12 protein-coding genes are annotated in these 16548 nt (G+C 71.5%); 7 read left to right on the top strand and 5 right to left on the bottom strand.

The features are described 5' to 3' along the window. Nucleotides 1–9 precede the first annotated feature (9 nt). Nucleotides 10–726 (bottom strand): class I SAM-dependent methyltransferase, encoded by a 717-nt coding sequence (locus U8525_RS05290; protein ID WP_374261877.1) that lies wholly within the window; start codon nt 724–726, stop codon nt 10–12. Nucleotides 727–1165: 439 nt separating this feature from the next. On the opposite strand from U8525_RS05290, the gene U8525_RS05285 reads away from it, so the two are divergent. Beyond that, nucleotides 1166–2539 carry a hypothetical protein gene (locus U8525_RS05285; protein WP_374261874.1) on the top strand — a complete coding sequence of 458 codons (1374 nt, stop codon included), beginning with the start codon at nt 1166–1168 and terminating at the stop codon, nt 2537–2539. Between the two features lie 6 nt (nt 2540–2545). Here U8525_RS05285 and U8525_RS05280 read toward each other — a convergent pair whose 3' ends face one another. Beyond that, nucleotides 2546–4339, bottom strand: coding sequence for a sigma 54-interacting transcriptional regulator (locus U8525_RS05280; RefSeq protein ID WP_374261872.1), 1794 nt, complete (start codon nt 4337–4339; stop codon nt 2546–2548). A 621-nt stretch (nt 4340–4960) separates the two neighbouring features. Between U8525_RS05280 and U8525_RS05275 the strand changes: the two genes are divergently transcribed. Both U8525_RS05275 and U8525_RS05270 read left to right on the top strand, forming a co-directional pair. Then, nucleotides 4961–6181 (top strand): heparin lyase I family protein, encoded by a 1221-nt coding sequence (locus U8525_RS05275; RefSeq protein WP_374261869.1) that lies wholly within the window; start codon nt 4961–4963, stop codon nt 6179–6181. 84 nt (nt 6182–6265) lie between these two features. Further along, on the top strand, nt 6266–6838 hold the full coding sequence (locus U8525_RS05270; RefSeq protein ID WP_374261867.1) for a hypothetical protein: 573 nt from the start codon (nt 6266–6268) through the stop codon (nt 6836–6838). Between the two features lie 10 nt (nt 6839–6848). Here U8525_RS05270 and tesB read toward each other — a convergent pair whose 3' ends face one another. Further along, nucleotides 6849–7718, bottom strand: a complete 870-nt coding sequence (gene tesB / locus U8525_RS05265) for an acyl-CoA thioesterase II (RefSeq protein ID WP_374261865.1) — start codon at nt 7716–7718, stop codon at nt 6849–6851. Nucleotides 7719–7749: 31 nt separating this feature from the next. After that, on the bottom strand, nt 7750–8022 hold the full coding sequence (locus U8525_RS05260) for a VOC family protein (protein WP_374261863.1): 273 nt from the start codon (nt 8020–8022) through the stop codon (nt 7750–7752). A 220-nt stretch (nt 8023–8242) separates the two neighbouring features. On the opposite strand from U8525_RS05260, the gene U8525_RS05255 reads away from it, so the two are divergent. The 3 genes from U8525_RS05255 to U8525_RS05245 all read left to right on the top strand — a co-directional run bounded on the left by U8525_RS05255 (nt 8243) and on the right by U8525_RS05245 (nt 13529). Further along, entirely contained in the window at nt 8243–8557 is a 315-nt protein-coding gene (locus U8525_RS05255) for a hypothetical protein (RefSeq protein WP_374261861.1), read from the top strand. Between the two features lie 293 nt (nt 8558–8850). Further along, a complete protein-coding gene (locus U8525_RS05250; RefSeq protein ID WP_374261859.1) occupies nt 8851–10902 on the top strand; it encodes a M20/M25/M40 family metallo-hydrolase in 2052 nt (683 codons plus the stop codon). Between the two features lie 395 nt (nt 10903–11297). Beyond that, a complete protein-coding gene (locus U8525_RS05245) occupies nt 11298–13529 on the top strand; it encodes an FUSC family protein (protein WP_374261857.1) in 2232 nt (743 codons plus the stop codon). 129 nt (nt 13530–13658) lie between these two features. On the opposite strand, the gene U8525_RS05240 is transcribed toward U8525_RS05245, so the two are convergent. Next, complete coding sequence (locus U8525_RS05240) at nt 13659–14420, bottom strand: alpha/beta fold hydrolase (protein ID WP_374261855.1); 762 nt, start codon at nt 14418–14420, stop codon at nt 13659–13661. Between the two features lie 327 nt (nt 14421–14747). On the opposite strand from U8525_RS05240, the gene U8525_RS05235 reads away from it, so the two are divergent. Beyond that, the gene (locus U8525_RS05235; protein ID WP_374261853.1) at nt 14748–16130 is read left to right on the top strand and encodes an MATE family efflux transporter; all 1383 of its coding nucleotides are present in this window, start codon (nt 14748–14750) and stop codon (nt 16128–16130) included. Nucleotides 16131–16548 lie beyond the last annotated feature (418 nt).

Raw genomic sequence — 16548 nt, 5'->3', positions numbered from 1 at the left:
AGGGCCTCCCTACTTGCGCATGCAGACGTAGAAGTTCTCGCCGTAGTAGTCGTCGCCGTCGGCCACCAGCGCCTCGCTGAAGCCCACCTGCTCCAGCAGCTTCACGGCCTGGTCCGTGTCCAGGAAGGTGACCATCTCGTTGGGGTCCGTGGTGAGCCGCTGGGCGCAGGCGCGGTGGTGGTTCACCGCGTGCTGGAGCTTCTCCGTCCACCGGCCCTGCGCCTCCCACTCCTGGATGGAGTTTCGCAGCACCAGCTCCAGGTTGGGCCGCGGCCGCTTGTTGCTGGTCATGCACAGCACGCCGCCGGGCTTCAGGTGCGTCCAGGCCTCGCGCAGCACGGCCTCCGCGTCCCGCACGTAGAAGAGGACGTTGTTCATCACCACCGCGTCCGCGGCCCCCTCCACCTCCAGCGGGAACGACGACACGTCCCCCGGCAGCAGCGTCCAGCGGGCGCGCACCGCCTCCGGCTCCAGGGCGCGCCGGCGCACCGCCAGCGCGAGCATGGCCTGGTTGTTGTCGAACCCCACGACGCGCTGGCCCCGGCGCACCATGGGCTCGCTCACGAGCCCCGTGCCGCACCCCGCGTCGATGACGTAGGCGCGCTCCCGGGTGTCGCGGAGGATCTTCTCGCGCTGCCGCTGGTAGCACGGCAGCTCGGGGATCATCTGATCATAGCTGTGCGCGAAGTCGTTCCAGATGTTGTCGACGAAGACGGTCTCGGGCATGGGTCCTCCCCCTCGTTGGGGGGTCTGGGTGAGGCCTGGTGTTGTCCCCCGTCCCCTCGCCCCCCGGCGATTGCCCCTCCGTCCTCCCCTAACATCCAGGACTTGCCTGTCTCAGATGTATGTGTTGGATTGAATGAACAGACACGCCCTGGCGGGCGGGGGCGGCCCTCCGTTCACTCGCGCGGCCCCTGGGCCATCCGTGGTCCGCATGTCTCAGCCCTGAAGCACGCGCGGTGCTGCGCCTTTTCACTCGGAGAGGCTCAAGCATGGCGCCCGGTGGCCTTCACGCGTGAAGCTTGCCCTGCGGGGCAGGCCCAATGAAATCAATGACTTGGCTCCTGGCGCGGAAGGTGCTCCTGGGGCTCTCCGCACCTTGGACCTGGATGCCGGTCCCAGGGGCTTCCCTGCGTGGGGGACCCGCATGCGAGCGGAGGTCGGTATGCGTAGGACAATGAGCCTGTGGGCGATGCTGGTGTTGTTCGTGGCACTGCGCGCGACGCCGGGGGACGCGCACGAGGCCACGCTCCAGGTGGATCCCTGGGTGCGTTCGCTGGTGTCCGCGGGGCTGGCCGCGTCCAGCGCGAAGCGCGAGGCGCTGGGCGGCGGGCTGGCGCACTACACCTGGAGGGTGCGGGTGGGCCAGGGCCGGTACGACGCCGTCACCGTGCACCGGGTGGTGCGCGAGTCATACCCGTGGGTTCCGGCGCGGACCCGCCGCGCGGTGTTCATGGTGCACGGGGACCTGTGGGGCTTCGTGCCCGCGTTCCTCACGCACACCCGCGTGACGACGACGCCGGAGAGCCGCTCCCTGGCGGCGTTCCTCGCGAGCGAGGACGTGGACGTGTGGGGCCTGGACCTGCGCTGGGTGAACGTGCCGCAGGCGGAGACGGACTTCGCGTTCATGGCGGACTGGACCCTGGGGACGCACGTGCAGGACGTGGGCACGGGCCTGGCGCTGGCGGACGGGGTGCGGCGGCTGTCCGGCAACGGGGGCAAGGACCGGATGTTCCTGCTGGGCTGGAGCCGGGGGGCGACCATCGGCTACGCGTACCTGGACGCGGAGTCGCAGCGCCCGCGCGGACAGCGCCGCGTGGACGGCTTCGTGCCCGTGGACATGGTGCTGCGCTTCGCGCCGGACGCCGTCGACCAGCGCCAGTGGGCGTGCGACCGGTACGTGGCGCTCCAGACGGCCCGCGACGAGGGCCGCACGGAGGGCGGCCTCCTGGGGCCCGCGCCCGGGATGCCGGTGCGGGAGCTGGGCCGGCTGGCCGACGAGGCCCCCAACGACCCCTCGAGCATGCCGGTGAAGCTCGCGGGCGGCGCTCCCCCCACCAACCGGCAGGCCGCCATCATCGCCGCCGGGGACACCGGGGCCCTCCTCGATCCGCTCAAGCCGTTGACGCCGGGCTATCACCTGGCGGGCAGCGTCACGGACATCGCCGGCAGGCCCACCAGGACGGCCTTCACGCCGGAGCCCACCCTGTTCGACTACTTCCAGCAGGCGGCGCCCTACCAGAGCCTCAACGAGGTGGTGGAGACGGAGGCGCAGCTGTGCGGCCTGGACGTGCCCTACGACGACCACCTGAAGGACGTGAAGGTGCCGGTGCTGTACGTGGGCGCGGCGGGCGGCGTGGGCAGCTACGGGGAGTACTCCACGCGCCTCCTGGGCAGCACGGACGTCACCCGCCTCATCGTGCGCAGCCGCCCGGAGGCGCAGCGCGCGCTGGACGTGGGCCACGCGGACCTGTTCCTCGCCCGGGACGCGCGCGTGCGCGTGTGGCGGCCCATCCTCCAGTGGATGGAGGCGCGCTGAGGGGCGCTACTCCGCCTTCCACAGCCCGTGGCGCCGAGCGCGGCGGCCCAGCGTCACGGGGTCCATGCCCAGGGCCACGGCGGCGCGGCGCAGGACGCCGCCATGGCGCTCCAGGGCCTCGCGGATGAGCTCGCGCTCCACCTGCTGGAGCCGGGCCCGCAGCGAGCCGTCCCCCATGAGGTCCGCGCGGGGCACGGTGTTGTTGACGAGCGCGGGCGGCAGCAGGCGCCGGGTGAGCATCTCCCCGGGCCGGGACAGGAGCACCGCCCGCTCCACCACGTTGCGCAGCTCGCGCACGTTGCCCGGCCAGCCGTAGCCGTGCAGCACCTCGTCCGCGTCCGGGGCCACGCCCGTGGCGGAGCGCTTGAGGGTGCGGTTGAACTGCTCCACGAAGGCCCGGGCCAGCTCCGGGATGTCCTCCGGGCGCTCGCGCAGGGGCGGGATGTCGATGGTGAAGCTGTTGAGCCGGTAGAAGAGGTCCGCGCGGAAGCGGCCGGCGCGCACCTCCTCCCCCAGGTCCCGGTTGCTGGCGGCCACCACGCGCACGTCCACGTGACGCACCTGGGTGCCGCCCACCGGGCGGACGTCGCCCGTCTCCAGCACGCGCAGCAGCTTCGACTGGAGGTTGGGCGTGGTGTTTTCGATCTCGTCCAGGAAGATGGTGCCGCCGTTGGCCAGCACGAAGAGGCCCGGGTGGTCCGACACCGCGCCGGTGAAGGCCCCCTTCACGTGGCCGAACAGCTCGCTCTCCAGGAGCGTCTCCGTGAGCGCGCCGCAGTCCTGCACGACGAGCGGCAGGTCCCCCCGGCCGGAGAGCCGGTGGAGGATGCGCGCCAGCACCTCCTTGCCGGTGCCCGTCTCGCCCTGCAGCAGCACCGCCACCCGGTGGGGGGCCACCAGGCGCACCATCTCCATCACCCGCTGCATGGGCGGGCTGCGGAAGCCCACGTCCTCGCCGTGGCGGCCCACGCCCACCACCGGGGCCTGGGCCAGCGCGCGCTCGCGCAGGAGGTTGCGCTCCAGCTCCAGCGCCATGCGCCACTGCTCCGTGCGGAAGCCGTGCTCGCGCCCCGCCTGGAGCACCGCGTCCCGCACGGCGTCCGGGTCCGGCCAGGGCCCCAGCGCCCGGTAGATGCGGCCGGTGTTGAAGAGGGCCACCAGCCGCTCCGGGGCCGCCGGGGCGCAGTAGACGATGCGCGGGGCCAGGTCGCTGGGCGGCCCCGCCCCCGTGGGGTCCACCTCCGCGCGCCGCCCGGCCAGGGACTCCACCATCGCGAGCGCCCGCGACTCGTCCTGGCCGCACACCAGGAGCGCCGCCATGTCCCCGCGAGACAGGAGCGCGTGCACCTCCTCCTCGGTGGGGGCGAAGTGCGGCGTGGCCACGCCGTCCAGGGCCTGACGCACCGCGCGGGTCTCCTCGTCCGAGGCGAAGGCGGCCACCACCTGCAGGTGGGCCGTGGCCAGGTAGCGCGCCAGCTTCACGCCGTCCGCCGCGTCGAAGGCGCCGAAGCTCACCCCCAGCGCGGCCACCGTGCCCCCGCCGCCCGCGGTGTCGTGGCGCCAGCGCACCATGCCGTGCACCCGCACGTGGGCGCCCGTGTCCGGCAGCGAGAAGGCCATCTCCACCGGCTCGTTCTCGTGCGGGCCCTCCGAGGGCCGGCGCGGCGTGGCGATGAGCCCGATGCCCGTCTCGCTGATGTTCACGGACCAGCAGCCATGCAGCGCCGGCTGGGTCACCACCTTCACGTACAGCGGCTTGCGCTCGCTCCGGGGCACCTGAACGGACGCGGGGCGCGACATGGGGTGCGTCACTCGACCGGCCTCATGGCCGCCACACGGCGGGCTTCCTGGCAATCCACGGACATTCCAGCGGGGGGTTCTGCCTGATTCTCCCGTCATCGCAAGTCGACGGCAAAGGGGGAGGTCCCCGGGCCCGTCGCAACTGGCCACGGGTCCACAATGCCCTGCCCGGAATGCGACGGACCCGCCCCCCACACCGCACCACAGCCCGCGCGCCCGAGACACCGTGCTCCGGCGGTACGCGTCCCACGCGACGCGCTGTATCGCCCCTGCCGGGGTGCTGAAGGTTTCCACCCAGACCGTCTGAGTTTGATGTCTGTCTTTCGCCTTCGAACCTGCCCGGCGTGCAGGCGGGCTCGACGTCGCTTGTGTTCGAAATAGAACTTCGGTATTCGCTTTATCACCTTGGAGCACGGCAGCCTTTTCACGCTGCCGGATGGAGCACGCGAACACACGACACGCTGTCTTTCTCCTCCCGTCGACACGGCCCTGTCGAACAGGTCCGGGAGTACGAGAGGGGACTGCCCCGCCGTAAAGCCAGACATCCCCCGGCCATGCCCCTGTCTCCTGTCGTTGGAGCATGGCATTTCACTGCCTGTCCTTTCCCCCCGGGCCACCCCCTTGAAGAAAACCCTCCTCCTGGTTGAAACGTTGTTCGTCCTGGGCGCTGTCGGCTGTGGCGCCCCGGATGGTTCCCTTCCGGCGGATGACCGCCAGCCCTCGCTCGAGACGTCCGGCGAGGACCTCACCACCACCAGCTGCACGCAGCTCACCCCCGCCAGCGTGAAGGCCAGCGGCGACGACGGCACGGGCAGCATCGCGAAGAACACGCTGGATGATCAGCTCACCACGCGCTGGAGCAGCCTGGGCAAGGGCCAGTGGATCGACTACGACCTGGGCGCCACCAAGAGCGTGGGCGCGGTGTCGGTGGCCTGGCACGAAGGCAACGCGCGCGTGAACACCTTCAGCATCTCCGTGTCGCCGGACGGCTATACCTATACACAGGTCTACAGCGGCAAGAGCAAGGGCACGACCACGGCGGCGGAGACGTACACCTTCACGCCGGTGAGCGCGCGCCGGGTGCGCGTCACGGTGCAGGGCAACACGCTCAACGACTGGGCCAGCATCGCGGAGGCGCGTCCGTGCGCCGGCGCGGCGACGTCCCCCACCCCGAGCGGCGTCGTGTGGCGGGGCGACTTCGAGTCCGGCAACCGCAACCAGTGGGACGGCACGCAGATGATGTCCGCGGACCGGCTCCAGGTCATCGCGTCGCCGGTGCGCGAGGGCGGCTACGCCCTCAAGGCCACGGTGAAGCAGGGCGATGACCCCATCAACTCCAGCGGCAACCGCAACGAGCTCTTCAAGCAGACGAAGGAGGCGACGGGCTCCGAGTACTGGTACCGCTGGAGCACGCGCTTCGCGCCGGACTTCCCCAGCGTGAAGACGTGGCAGCTCTTCACCCAGTGGCACCACGACGGCTGCTGCGGCTCACCGCCGGTGGAGTTCTACGTCTACGGCGAGGAGCTGCGGCTCAACATCGGCGGGTCGCCGGGCACCATCGTCTGGACGACGCCGCTGGTGCGCAACACGTGGCACGACTTCATCTTCCACGTGAAGTGGTCCCCCAACGCGAGCGTGGGCTTCGTGGAGCTGTACTACGACGGCAAGCTGGTGCTGCCCAAGCGCAACATCGCGACGCAGTACTCCGGGCAGCTCAACTACCTGAAGATTGGCCTGTACCGGAATGACACCATCGCGCCGGTGGGCGTCGTCTACCACGACGGCTGGGTGATGGGCCGGACGATGGCGGACGTGCTGGACGCCACCTACCAGCTGAAGTGAGACACGCCGGCCGCGGGCCCCGGTAGTCGCCGGGGCCCGCCCCGGGATAGGCTTTCCGCCAGTCCCTGACGGAGGAGCCGTCCCATGCGTCTGTGCGCCGCGCTGACCGCGCTGTCCCTGCTGGCGTCCTGCACCACGACCTACGCCATTCCCAAGCCGGAGCTGGCGCGGCTGGATGGCTTCCGGGACGACAACGCGGCGCTGATGCGGGAGCTGGGCGACGTGATGCTCAACCGCCCCACCGAGCGCAAGCGCACGGTGCGGGACGTGGAGGGCCAGCCGCACCAGTTCTCGTCCGACACGCCCCTGGCGCTGGCGCGCGTGTCCGCGCAGGCGGAGGCGGAGTTCCAGCGCTTCATCGCGGTGGGCGTGGACGGCGAGCGCTTCCGGGGCGTGCCGCTGAAGGGCTCCACCGCCAACGCCTCCGCGCCCGCGCTCGTGGTGCCCCTGTCGGAGGTGGACCACGCCCAGCTGCGCGAGTTCAGCCTGGGCAAGACGCTGCTGCTGACGGGCGGCATCGGCGCGGTGGTGCTCGGGTCGCTGGTGGTGGCGAGCATGTTCTTCGAGCCCACCACCGGCTCGGACCCGGACGACCGCGGGGGCGTCATCAACCTGGACGGCCCCCGGCCCCGGGCGGTGCCGGCCCCGCCGTTCTGACCGCGCCCCGTCAGCGCGCGTCCGTGCGCTGGCGCAGGAGCCCCTCCTGGGCCACGGAGGCCACGAGCCGCCCGTCGCGGGTGAAGACGTGCCCGCGCGCCAGGCCCCGGGCGTTGCCGGCCCAGGGGCTCTCCATGGTGTAGAGCAGCCAGTCATTGACCTTCAGGTCGCCGTGGAACCACAGCGCGTGGTCCAGGCTGGCCATCTGGAAGCCCGGCTTGAGGAACGTCTGCGCGTGCGGCTGGAGCGCGGTGCCCAGCAGGTTGAAGTCGCTGGCGTACGCGAGCACGTAGCGGTGCACCTGGGGCTCGTCGGGCATGTCGCCGTCGGCGCGGAACCAGACGTGCTTCACGGGCGGCTCGGCCTTGGGCTCGAAGGGGTCCACGTACGTGACGGGGCGCATCTCGATGGGCTTGGCGGAGAGGAACTTCTCCCGGTGCCGCTCGGACATCCGGCCCGCGTGGCGCCCCAGGAGCTCCAGGTCCGTGGGCAGCGACTCCGGCGGCGGCACGTCCGGCATGGTGGCCTGGTGCGTGAAGCCCGGCTCCTCTCCCTGGAAGGACGCCATCAGCGTGAAGATGGGCTGCCCCTTCTGGATGGCCACCACGCGGCGGGTGGTGAAGCTGCCGCCGTCGCGCACGCGGTCCACGGTGTAGACGACGGGCAGGCCCGCGTCCCCGGGGCGCAGGAAGTAGCCGTGCAGCGAGTGCACCGTGCGCTGCTCCTCCACCGTCTGGCTGGCGGCGGACACCGACTGCCCCAGCACCTGCCCTCCGAAGAGCTGCCGGAAGCCCAGGTCCTGGCTGGCGCCACGGAACAGGTTCTCCTCGATGGGCTCCAGCTTCAGGAGCCCCAACAGCTCGTCCAGCACGCGGCTCATGTCCATCCTCCTGTTTTGACGCACCCCGTCTTTACTCCAGCTCCCGGTCCCCGCGCGCGGGCCAATGCAGGTGGAAGCGGTGCACCAGCTCCCGGTTCTTCGCCTGGAAGGCCAGGTGCACGCGCGCGGTGGGCTCGCGGTCGTTGCTGAGGAAGAGCTCGTCCGCGGCCAGGTGCCGCTCGCTCTCATTGAAGACCGGGAGGCCCATCACCTCCAGCACCGCGCGGTAGAAGCGCTTGCTCGCCTCCAGGTCCCGGACCTGGAGGTGGACATGGTCGAACATGCGGCCGTGGTGCGGTTCCATGGTCTACCTCCCGTGACTTGATGGGGGCTGTCTGTCTTGCAGGCAGCGGACCCGCGACCATCAGAGCGGCAATTCGTGCATGTCAAGGTGCACCCGCCCGGGAAGTCGTGAAAGCGGCAGCAACTTCCACAAAAGCGCGAGCGCGCGGCGGCGGGACGACGCAGCTTCGTGCGATAGTCCGCGCCACTTCGCTGTTCTTGCCTTCAGGAGGGTTGCCGCGATGTTCATCGAAATCATCGTCCTGCCCCGTGAAGAGCAGTCCCCGAAGCGGCGCCCGGCCAAGGCCCCCAAGGCCTCGGAGCCGCGCGGCCGGGGGGAGCTGGCCCAGGAGTGGCGCGAGGAGGGCAAGGCCTTCCACAACGCCGTCCTGGAGTTCATCAAGGCCCACCACCTGCTGGGCGCGGTGAAGTGGATGAGCGAGCCGGGCCTCTTGCCCCAGGTGACGCTCATCGCCTCGGAGCGCGTGCTGGAGAAGCTCCAGGCGGAGCCCCGCTTCGCCGCCGGCCGCTCGCTGGCCATGAACCTGCAGACCTGAGCGCCGTCCGCTCCCTCGGCGCCTCCCCCGTATTTCCAACGTGGCGTCAGCCCGTGCCCCCCGCGTGAGCCCTCCCGAGGCGCGCCCGGGCGTGGCTCGCGTGCGTCACCGTTGGGTTGGCAGAAAAACCTGTCTCATCCCGTTTCACTCCGGTCTCCTGCTTGACGGGCTCATCTTGAATTCCACAGGATGCGCCCCGCCCCACGAGGTCTGGCCACCTGGTCCGGACCGGGACGTGGGTGCCCCGTCGTGCCTCCCGGCAGTGCGCCCCTCGCCTGGAATCGGAGCGGAACATGCGTTTGAAGAGCCTGGCCTCCCTTGTCGTGTCGTTGTGCTGCGCCACCGCATCCGCCGAGCAGCCGCGTGACAAGGAGGTGTTCATCACCCTCGGGTCGGAGACGGTGGAGACGGTGCGCTCGTCGTTCCGCGCGGTGGGGGCGATGGCGCCCACGCTGGTGCGCGAGGCGAACGGGGTGAGCGTGCTGAAGCTCACCGAGTCGCAGCTGGGTGACGTGTCCGCCATCATGCACGACCGGTATCACCGCTGCGCGGGCTTCATGGCGCACGACACGCAGGAGGCGGCGCTCGCGGCGCTCACCCCCGCGCAGCCCACGCAGTCGCTGGTGGGCTACACGCTGGACAACGCGCCGGTGGTCAACTCGCTCTTCACCGGCCTGCAGGAGGCCAGCATCCGCGGCATCATCACCCAGCTGTCCAGCTACACGAACCGCTACTACAACAACTCCACGGGCGGCACGCAGGCGGCCACCTGGCTCAAGGACACCTGGACGTCCTACGCCAGCGGCCGCGACGACGTGAGCGTGCAGCTGTATACGCACGCCGGCTGGACGCAGCCGTCCGTCATCGCCACCATCACCGGCGCCGTGTACCCGGACGAGGTGGTGGTGATTGGCGGCCACCTGGACTCCATCAACAGCACGGGGAGCTCCTCCAGCTTTCCCACGGCGACGGCGCCGGGCGCGGATGACGACGCCTCCGGCGTGGCCACGCTGTCGGAGGTGTTCCGCGTGGCCATGGCCAAGGGCTACAAGCCGGCGCGCACGGTGAAGTTCATGGCGTACGCGGCGGAGGAGGTGGGCCTCAAAGGCTCTCAGGCCATCGCGCAGGCGCACTACTCCGCGAACATCAACGTGGTGGGCGTGCTCCAACTGGACATGACCAACTACCGCGGCTCCACATGGGAGGTGACGCTCGTCACGGACAACACCAACGCGGCGCAGAACGCGTTCCTGGGCAACCTCATCGACACGTACACGGGATATTCGCGCACCACCATCACGTGCGGCTACGGGTGCTCCGACCACGCGGCGTGGAACGAGCAAGGCTACCCGGCGTCCTTGCCGTTCGAGGCGCTGATGAGCCAGCACAGCCCCTACATCCACTCCGCCGACGACACGCTGGCCAACAGCACGGATGGCCAGAGCGGCAACAACGCCAACAACGCGCTGAAGTTCGCGCGCATCGGCGCCGCGTACCTGGCGGAGCTGGGCAAGGGCACCATCCCGGGCCTGCCCACGGACACCACGCCCCCCACGGTGTCGCTCACCGCCCCGGCGAGCGGCGCCACGGTGACGGGCACCACCGCCATCACCGCGACGGCCAGCGACAACGTGGGCGTCAGCAAGGTGGAGTTCCTGGTGGACGGCGCGGTGAAGGGCACCGTCGTCTCCTCGCCGTACAGCTACGCGTGGGACAGCCGCACGGTGGCCAACGGCGGCCACACGGTGGCGGCGAAGGCGTATGACGGCTCGGGCAACACCGCCACCACGACGGCCCGCACGGTGACGGTGTCCAACGTGTCCACGTCCGGCACCTACGACACCACGCTCAAGACGGTGCGTTGCAGCGCGGCCGCCGCCAGCTGTGACAGCGGCACGCTCTTCAACGGCCGCGGCACCAAGGGCCCGGAGAAGAACACCCCCAACACGCTGCGCGGCACGTGCGGCGACGGCAGCGCGGGCACCTACAAGAGCGACGAGTCCGTGGAGGCCGTCAAGGTGTCCACCCTGGACGGCTCCAACTTCGCCGCGGGCAAGCAAGTGAAGGTGGAGGCCACGATCTGGGCCTACGCGACCCCATCGCTGGACCGGCTGGACCTGTACTACACGGCCAACGCCACCGCGACGACGCCCACCTGGACGCTGCTCACCACCCTCACGCCGACGGTCGCGGGCGCCCAGACGCTGTCCACCACGTACACGCTGCCCTCCGGCGCCAACCAGGCCGTGCGCGCGCAGTTCCGCTACAGCAGCGGCAGCCCGACCAGCGCGTGCGTCCCCAACGACTACAACGACCGCGACGACCTGGTGTTCGCCGTCCAGTGAGCTGGCGGGGCAGTGACCTGAAGTGACACGCGGAGGGGACCTGGGGCGCGCGCCCCGGGTCCCCTTCGCGCTTCCGTGGGGGCACGCCGCCCCGCGCGGGAGGACCTCTTCCGAGGCCGGGAGGAGCGCCGGCGAGCGCGACCACGCTGGCGGGCCGCGGGGCGCATGGCGCGCGGCCCGAGCGACGAGGCGCGCATCCCGCGCGGCGTGGACACCGCGGCCCGGCGCCACGGCCTGGGCGTGGGCCCCTGGCGCCACGGCCGGTGCGCCCGCCCTGGCGCCTGCCCCCGCCGTGCACCGGGCAGGCCCCGGCGCGGGGCGCGCGAGTGACGCCCTCACGGCATCCGGCCCGGATTCCGGTGGCCCGACCAGGGGCGTTGCTCTATGGGGGAGGCGTGCTCCACCGTCAGTTCCTGGACCATGCGAAGGCCGTGGCCCGCTTCGCGCCCGTGCGGCCCGCGGTGAAGGCGGGCCTCCGGGCCGCGCTCGCGTTCTTCGTCCCCACCCTCGTGGGCACCGCGCTGCACCTGCCCGGCACCCTGTGGCTCGCGATCGGCGGCTTCAACACGTCCTTCGTGGACAAGGGCGGCTCCTACCACGCCCGCTTCCGCGCGATGGGCGGCACGGCGCTGGCCGCGGCGGCGGCCGCGGTGGTGGGCGGCCTGGCGGGGATGCACCCGGCCCTGGCCATCCCCGCCGCCCTGCTGTGGGTGACGGCGTTCAGCTTCGCGGGCGTGTACGGCCCCGCGGCGAACATCACCGGCAACATCGCCGCCACCACCTTCGTCATCGCGCTGGCCCTGCCCGCGACCGGCGTCGTGCCCGCGCTGGAGTCCGGCGCGGCCGTGCTGGGCGGCTCCGCGTGGGCCATGCTGCTGTCACTGGTGCTCTGGCCCATCCGCCCCTACCGGCCCGCGCGCAAGGCGGTGGCGGCGTGCTTCGACGCGGTGGCGGACTACGCGGAGGGGCTGTCGCGCACGGTGCAGGGCGCGCGCGAGGACGCCTGGCAGGCGCTCATCCAGGAGCAGCACGGGCGCATCCGCGAGCTGCTGGAGGTGGCGCGCACCACGCTCGCGGCCACGCGCCAGGGCCGGGGCGAGCGCGGCCGGGGCGAGCGGCTGCTGGTGCTCCTGGAGTCCGCGGACGCGATGTTCATGGGGCTCATCGCCCTGGGCGAACAGCTGGAGAGCCTGGGCCCGCCGGTGAGCGGCCCCGCGGGAGATCCTCGCGCGGCGGTGGCCGTGGCGCTGCTGGACTGCGCGAACACGGCCCGGGACCTGGTGCGGCTGGTGGAGCAGGAGGGCCGCAGCCGCAGGCCCCAGCCGGAGTGGGACGGGCGGGCGCTGCGCGACGCGGTCGGAGACCTGGACGCGCGGGGCCTGATGACGCGCCTGGAGCGGGCGCGGCTGTCGGACATCGCGCGGCTGCTCACGGAGCTGCGTCAGCGCGCGGACGTGGCGCTGGACACCGCGTGCCGGCTGCCCGGCCCGCTCTCGAAGGCCCCGCCCCCGGCGCGCGCGCTGGCCGAGGAGTCCCACGCCTCCCTGCTGGACCCCGTGCGCGCGCACCTCACGCTGGACTCGGAGGTGCTGCGGCACGCGCTGCGCGCGGGGATCACCACCACGGTGGCGGTCTATGTGGCCAGCGTGTTCCGGCCGAACCACAGCTACTGGGTGACCATCACCGTCCTGACCATCATGCAGCCGTACACCGGGCCCACCTTTCTCAAGGCGCTCCAACGCGTGCTGGGGACGGTGGTGGGAGGACTGCTGGCCATCGCCGTGTCGTCGTGGCTCCAGAACCCGCACGCGATGCAGGGCCTGTTGTTCTGCACGGCCGCCCTGTGCGTGAGCCTCATCCCGCTCAACTACGGGCTCTACACCATCTTCGCCACGCTCACCTTCGTGCTGCTGGCGGAGATGGGCAGCGGGGACTGGACGCTGGCGCCGGTGCGCATCGTCAACACGCTCATCGGCGGCGGGCTGGCGCTCGCGGGGACCTTCTTCCTGTGGCAGCGCTCGGAGCACCAGCGCTTCCCGTCGCAGGTGGCGGACGCGCTGCGCGCGGACCGCGAGTTCTTCGGCGTGCTGGCCCGCGCGTGGCAGCGGGGCGGACCGCCGGACGCGGCGGCGCTGGTGGAGGTGCGCCGCAAGCTGGGGCTGGCCACCATCAACGCGGAGACGTCCTTCCAGCGCCTGCTCACCGAGCCGCGCTGGCGCACGGAGGCCGTGGAGCCGCAGATGACGCTGCTCGCCTTCACCCGGCGCTTCGCCGCCGTCTGCACCCTGCTCGCGTCGCGGCGCTCCGTGCCCACCACCCCGGCGGTGCAGGAGGCCCTGTCGCGCTTCGCGCGCGCCATGGACGCGAGCATGGAGGACCTGGCGGACGCGGTGCACCACGGCCGCCGCCCCAAGCCCCTGCCCGCCTTCGACGCGCTCATCGGCTGGAACGTCCCCCACCCGGACGCGGCTGGAGCGGCCCTGGGCGCCGAGGCCCCCCTGCTCCAGTCCCAGCTCGAGCGCCTCACGCGCCAGCTCACCGTGCTCCACACCGCCGCCCTCCGCCTCCTGGAGGCCCCGCCCGTCGACACGCGCGAGGCACGGCCCTCCACGGTCAACGAGCCTTAGCGGCGGGTGTCGCGCCACCTCGGCGAGGTGCTGGACGTCATGGACGGGAGCGGCGACGGGGCCGCCGCCCCGCGGCGGAGCGGGTCCAGCAACGACGGCCAGCGGCTCCGCCCGGAGGTCATGCCCTGCTCAGGGCACCGTCGCCAGGAAGCCGTCCAGCAGCGCGTTGACCTGCTCCGGCGCGTCCAGCTGCACCCAGTGCCCCGTGCCCGTCACGCGCTTCGACGGAAGGCTCGGGACGAGCATGTGGTACGCACCGGGGGTCTCATTGAGCGGCGTGATGACGGACAGGGCCGGCCCCGGATAGCGCTTCAGCGCGGTGACGGGGTCGAACTTGAGCAGCGCGCCCATGGCGGCCTTCACCGCCGCGCGCTGCGTGCGCCGCAGCTGCCCCAGCACCTGCTCGCGCACCTGGGGGCTGGATGGCACCAGCAGCGTGCTCCAGTACTGCGCAATCACCTGCGCCCAGGAGTCGGTGTCGAGCGCGGCCATCATCCCCTCCGCAGCCTCCTTCGGGACCTGGCGGCCATCGGCCGCGGGATCCAACAGGAAGAGGCCCGCCACGTGCTCCGGGTGCGCGGCCGCGTAGGCCAGACACACCGCGCCGCCCAGGCTGTGTCCCACCAGCACCACGCGCGACAGCCCGAGCCCCTCCACCACCGCGGCCACGTCCCGGGCGAGGTCCTCCACGGTGAAGTCCGCGTCCGACGTGAGCGTGGACTGGCCATGTCCCCGCAGGTCCAGGGCGACCGCGCGCCGGCGCGAACGCACGTGCTGAAGCTGCGCCGTCCACTGCCTGGTGTCCCCACAAGCCGAGTGCACGAACACCACCGGTGTCCCCTGCCCCGCTCCACCGTCATCGACGAACAGCTCACCCGCGGTGCCGCGCATGTCGTGTCCCTTCCCGGGCCGGGGCTCCGGGCCCGCAACGTGCTCCACCATCCTGCGTCCGACGGCGCGACAGGGGAAGGCAGACGGCTTCATCGTCGGAGCCGTCCTGTGGGCAACACCCGGCGGGGCATCCGGCGCACGCCCGCCCAAGAGAGGGCGCCTGCGACAACTCCATCCGCGAGTCCTTCATCACCGACAGCTTCGTAGGTTCCGCCCTCACTCTTGCAACGCCAAGCATCCGCGCCTGCCAGGCAGGCGGCGTGGGTGCTTCTGGTTGAAATCGAAAAATCGCGCGCGCACAGTGGTGCCACCTGACGCGACGCATCCATGCACACTGAAGTCGAGACGACTCCCTCCCGCGAGCCGGGCCTGTTCCGGCTCACCTGGCCCATCTTCTTCGAGATCTTCCTCTTCATGCTGATGGGCACGGCGGACACGCTGATGCTCAGCGGCGTGTCGGACGCCGCGGTGTCCGCGGTCGGTGTCGTCAACCAGTACGTCTTCATCTGCATCCTGGTGATGGAGGTGGTGAGCCACGGCGCGTCCATCGTCGTGTCTCAGTACCTGGGCGCGAAGCGGAGCGCGGAGGCGGCGCGCATCGCGGCGCAGGCCATCACCATGAACTTCCTCCTGGGGCTGGCGGTGAGCGGCGGGCTCCTGCTGTCCGCGGACGCCATCCTGGGGCGGATGAACCTGGAGCCCGGGACGCGGGCGTACGCGAGCACCTACTGGCACATCGCGGGCGGCTTCCTGTTCCTGCAGGCGCTCATCAACGTCTTCTCCAGTCTCATCCGCACGTATGGCTTCACGCGGCAGTCCATGTACGTGGCCATGGGCATGAACGTGGTGCACGTGATGGGCAACTGGGTGCTCATCTTCGGGCACTTCGGCTTCCCGGCGCACGGCGTGGCGGGCGCGGCCCTGTCCACCGTCTTCAGCCGCGCGGTGGCGGTGGGCGTCTTCGGGTGGATGCTGTGGCGGGTGATGGACGTGAAGATGCGGCCGGGGAACTTCGCGGCGCTGACGCGCGATTACGTGCGCAAGATCCTGCGAGTGGGCGTGCCGTCCGCGGTGGAGCAGATGACGTACCACGCGTGCCAGACGGTGTTCCTGTACTACGTGACGTACCTGGGCCCGGTGGCGCTGGCGTCGCGGCAGTACGCCAACGCCATGTCCCAGTACGTGTTCCTGTGCAGCCTGGCCATTGGCATGGGCACGTCCATCATCGTGGGCCGGCTGGTGGGAGCGAAGCGCTCGCGGCACGCGTACGCGCGGGTGCTCAAGAGCCTCAAGTGGAGCATCGGCATCACGGTGGCGGTGGACGTGACGGCCATCCTCCTGCGCGAGCCGCTCATCCGCCTCTTCACGCACGACGTCGACATCCTGCGGCTCACCTCGCAGGTGCTGGTGCTGAGCCTGCTGTTGGAGACAGGCCGCTCGTTCAACCTGGTGCTGGTGAACGCGCTGCGCGCCGCGGGGGACGCCACCTTCCCGGTCATCATGGCGATGATCTCCATGGTCTGCATGAGCCTGCCGCTGGGCTACCTCCTGGTGTTCCACCTGCAACTGGGGCTCGCGGGCGTGTGGCTCGCCGTGGCCGCGGATGAGTGGACGCGAGGCCTGGCCATGTGGCTGCGCTGGCGCAGCCGCGCGTGGGAGCGCCAGTCGCTGGTGTCCCCGGCGGAGGCGCCGGTGGTGCTGGCGCACTAAGCAGGCCGGCCGCGTCGACACGCTTCGGGCACGGGGCCCCCGATGGCCCCGCCATGCCCGCGCGCCCGCGCATCCTCCACTTCGACGTGCCCCAGGGGGAGTCCACCCCGCATCAGCCTGTTGCCCTCGGGTGGTACCGAACGGCACGTCCTCATCGACGGCGGCAAGCTGGGGCGCGGCCGGTACGTGGCGAGCGGCCCGTGGCAGCACTGGGTCCGGCCCCAAGCGCGTCGACGTCCACCCCATGACGCTCAGCGCATGAAACGGTGCAGGTGGTGCGGGAGGGCCGCGGGGAGGACGGTGAAGTCCCTGCCCACCTGTGGCTGCGACCTGGACGGGGAGGTGTGGCTCGGGTGCATGGCCCCGGAGGACGACGAGGTCCCCTGCGACGGCTCCCGCAGCTCCGCCTGGGGCCCCG

This window comes from Corallococcus sp. RDP092CA (assembly GCF_041903675.1).
Taxonomy (GTDB): Bacteria; Myxococcota; Myxococcia; order Myxococcales; family Myxococcaceae; genus Corallococcus.
The sequence above is the reverse complement of the archived record's forward strand: the minus strand, read 5'-3'. Positions and strand labels throughout refer to the sequence as shown.

What these genes read in the sequence shown, in the direction of transcription:
- U8525_RS05290 (WP_374261877.1), bottom strand. Translation starts at nt 726, where the DNA reads ATGCCCGAGACCGTCTTCGTCGACAACATCTGGAACGACTTCGCGCAC.
- U8525_RS05285 (WP_374261874.1), top strand. Translation starts at nt 1,166, where the DNA reads ATGCGTAGGACAATGAGCCTGTGGGCGATGCTGGTGTTGTTCGTGGCA.
- U8525_RS05280 (WP_374261872.1), bottom strand. Translation starts at nt 4,339, where the DNA reads ATGTCGCGCCCCGCGTCCGTTCAGGTGCCCCGGAGCGAGCGCAAGCCG.
- U8525_RS05270 (WP_374261867.1), top strand. Translation starts at nt 6,266, where the DNA reads ATGCGTCTGTGCGCCGCGCTGACCGCGCTGTCCCTGCTGGCGTCCTGC.
- tesB (WP_374261865.1), bottom strand. Translation starts at nt 7,718, where the DNA reads ATGAGCCGCGTGCTGGACGAGCTGTTGGGGCTCCTGAAGCTGGAGCCC.
- U8525_RS05260 (WP_374261863.1), bottom strand. Translation starts at nt 8,022, where the DNA reads ATGGAACCGCACCACGGCCGCATGTTCGACCATGTCCACCTCCAGGTC.
- U8525_RS05255 (WP_374261861.1), top strand. Translation starts at nt 8,243, where the DNA reads ATGTTCATCGAAATCATCGTCCTGCCCCGTGAAGAGCAGTCCCCGAAG.
- U8525_RS05250 (WP_374261859.1), top strand. Translation starts at nt 8,851, where the DNA reads ATGCGTTTGAAGAGCCTGGCCTCCCTTGTCGTGTCGTTGTGCTGCGCC.
- U8525_RS05240 (WP_374261855.1), bottom strand. Translation starts at nt 14,420, where the DNA reads ATGCGCGGCACCGCGGGTGAGCTGTTCGTCGATGACGGTGGAGCGGGG.
- U8525_RS05235 (WP_374261853.1), top strand. Translation starts at nt 14,748, where the DNA reads ATGCACACTGAAGTCGAGACGACTCCCTCCCGCGAGCCGGGCCTGTTC.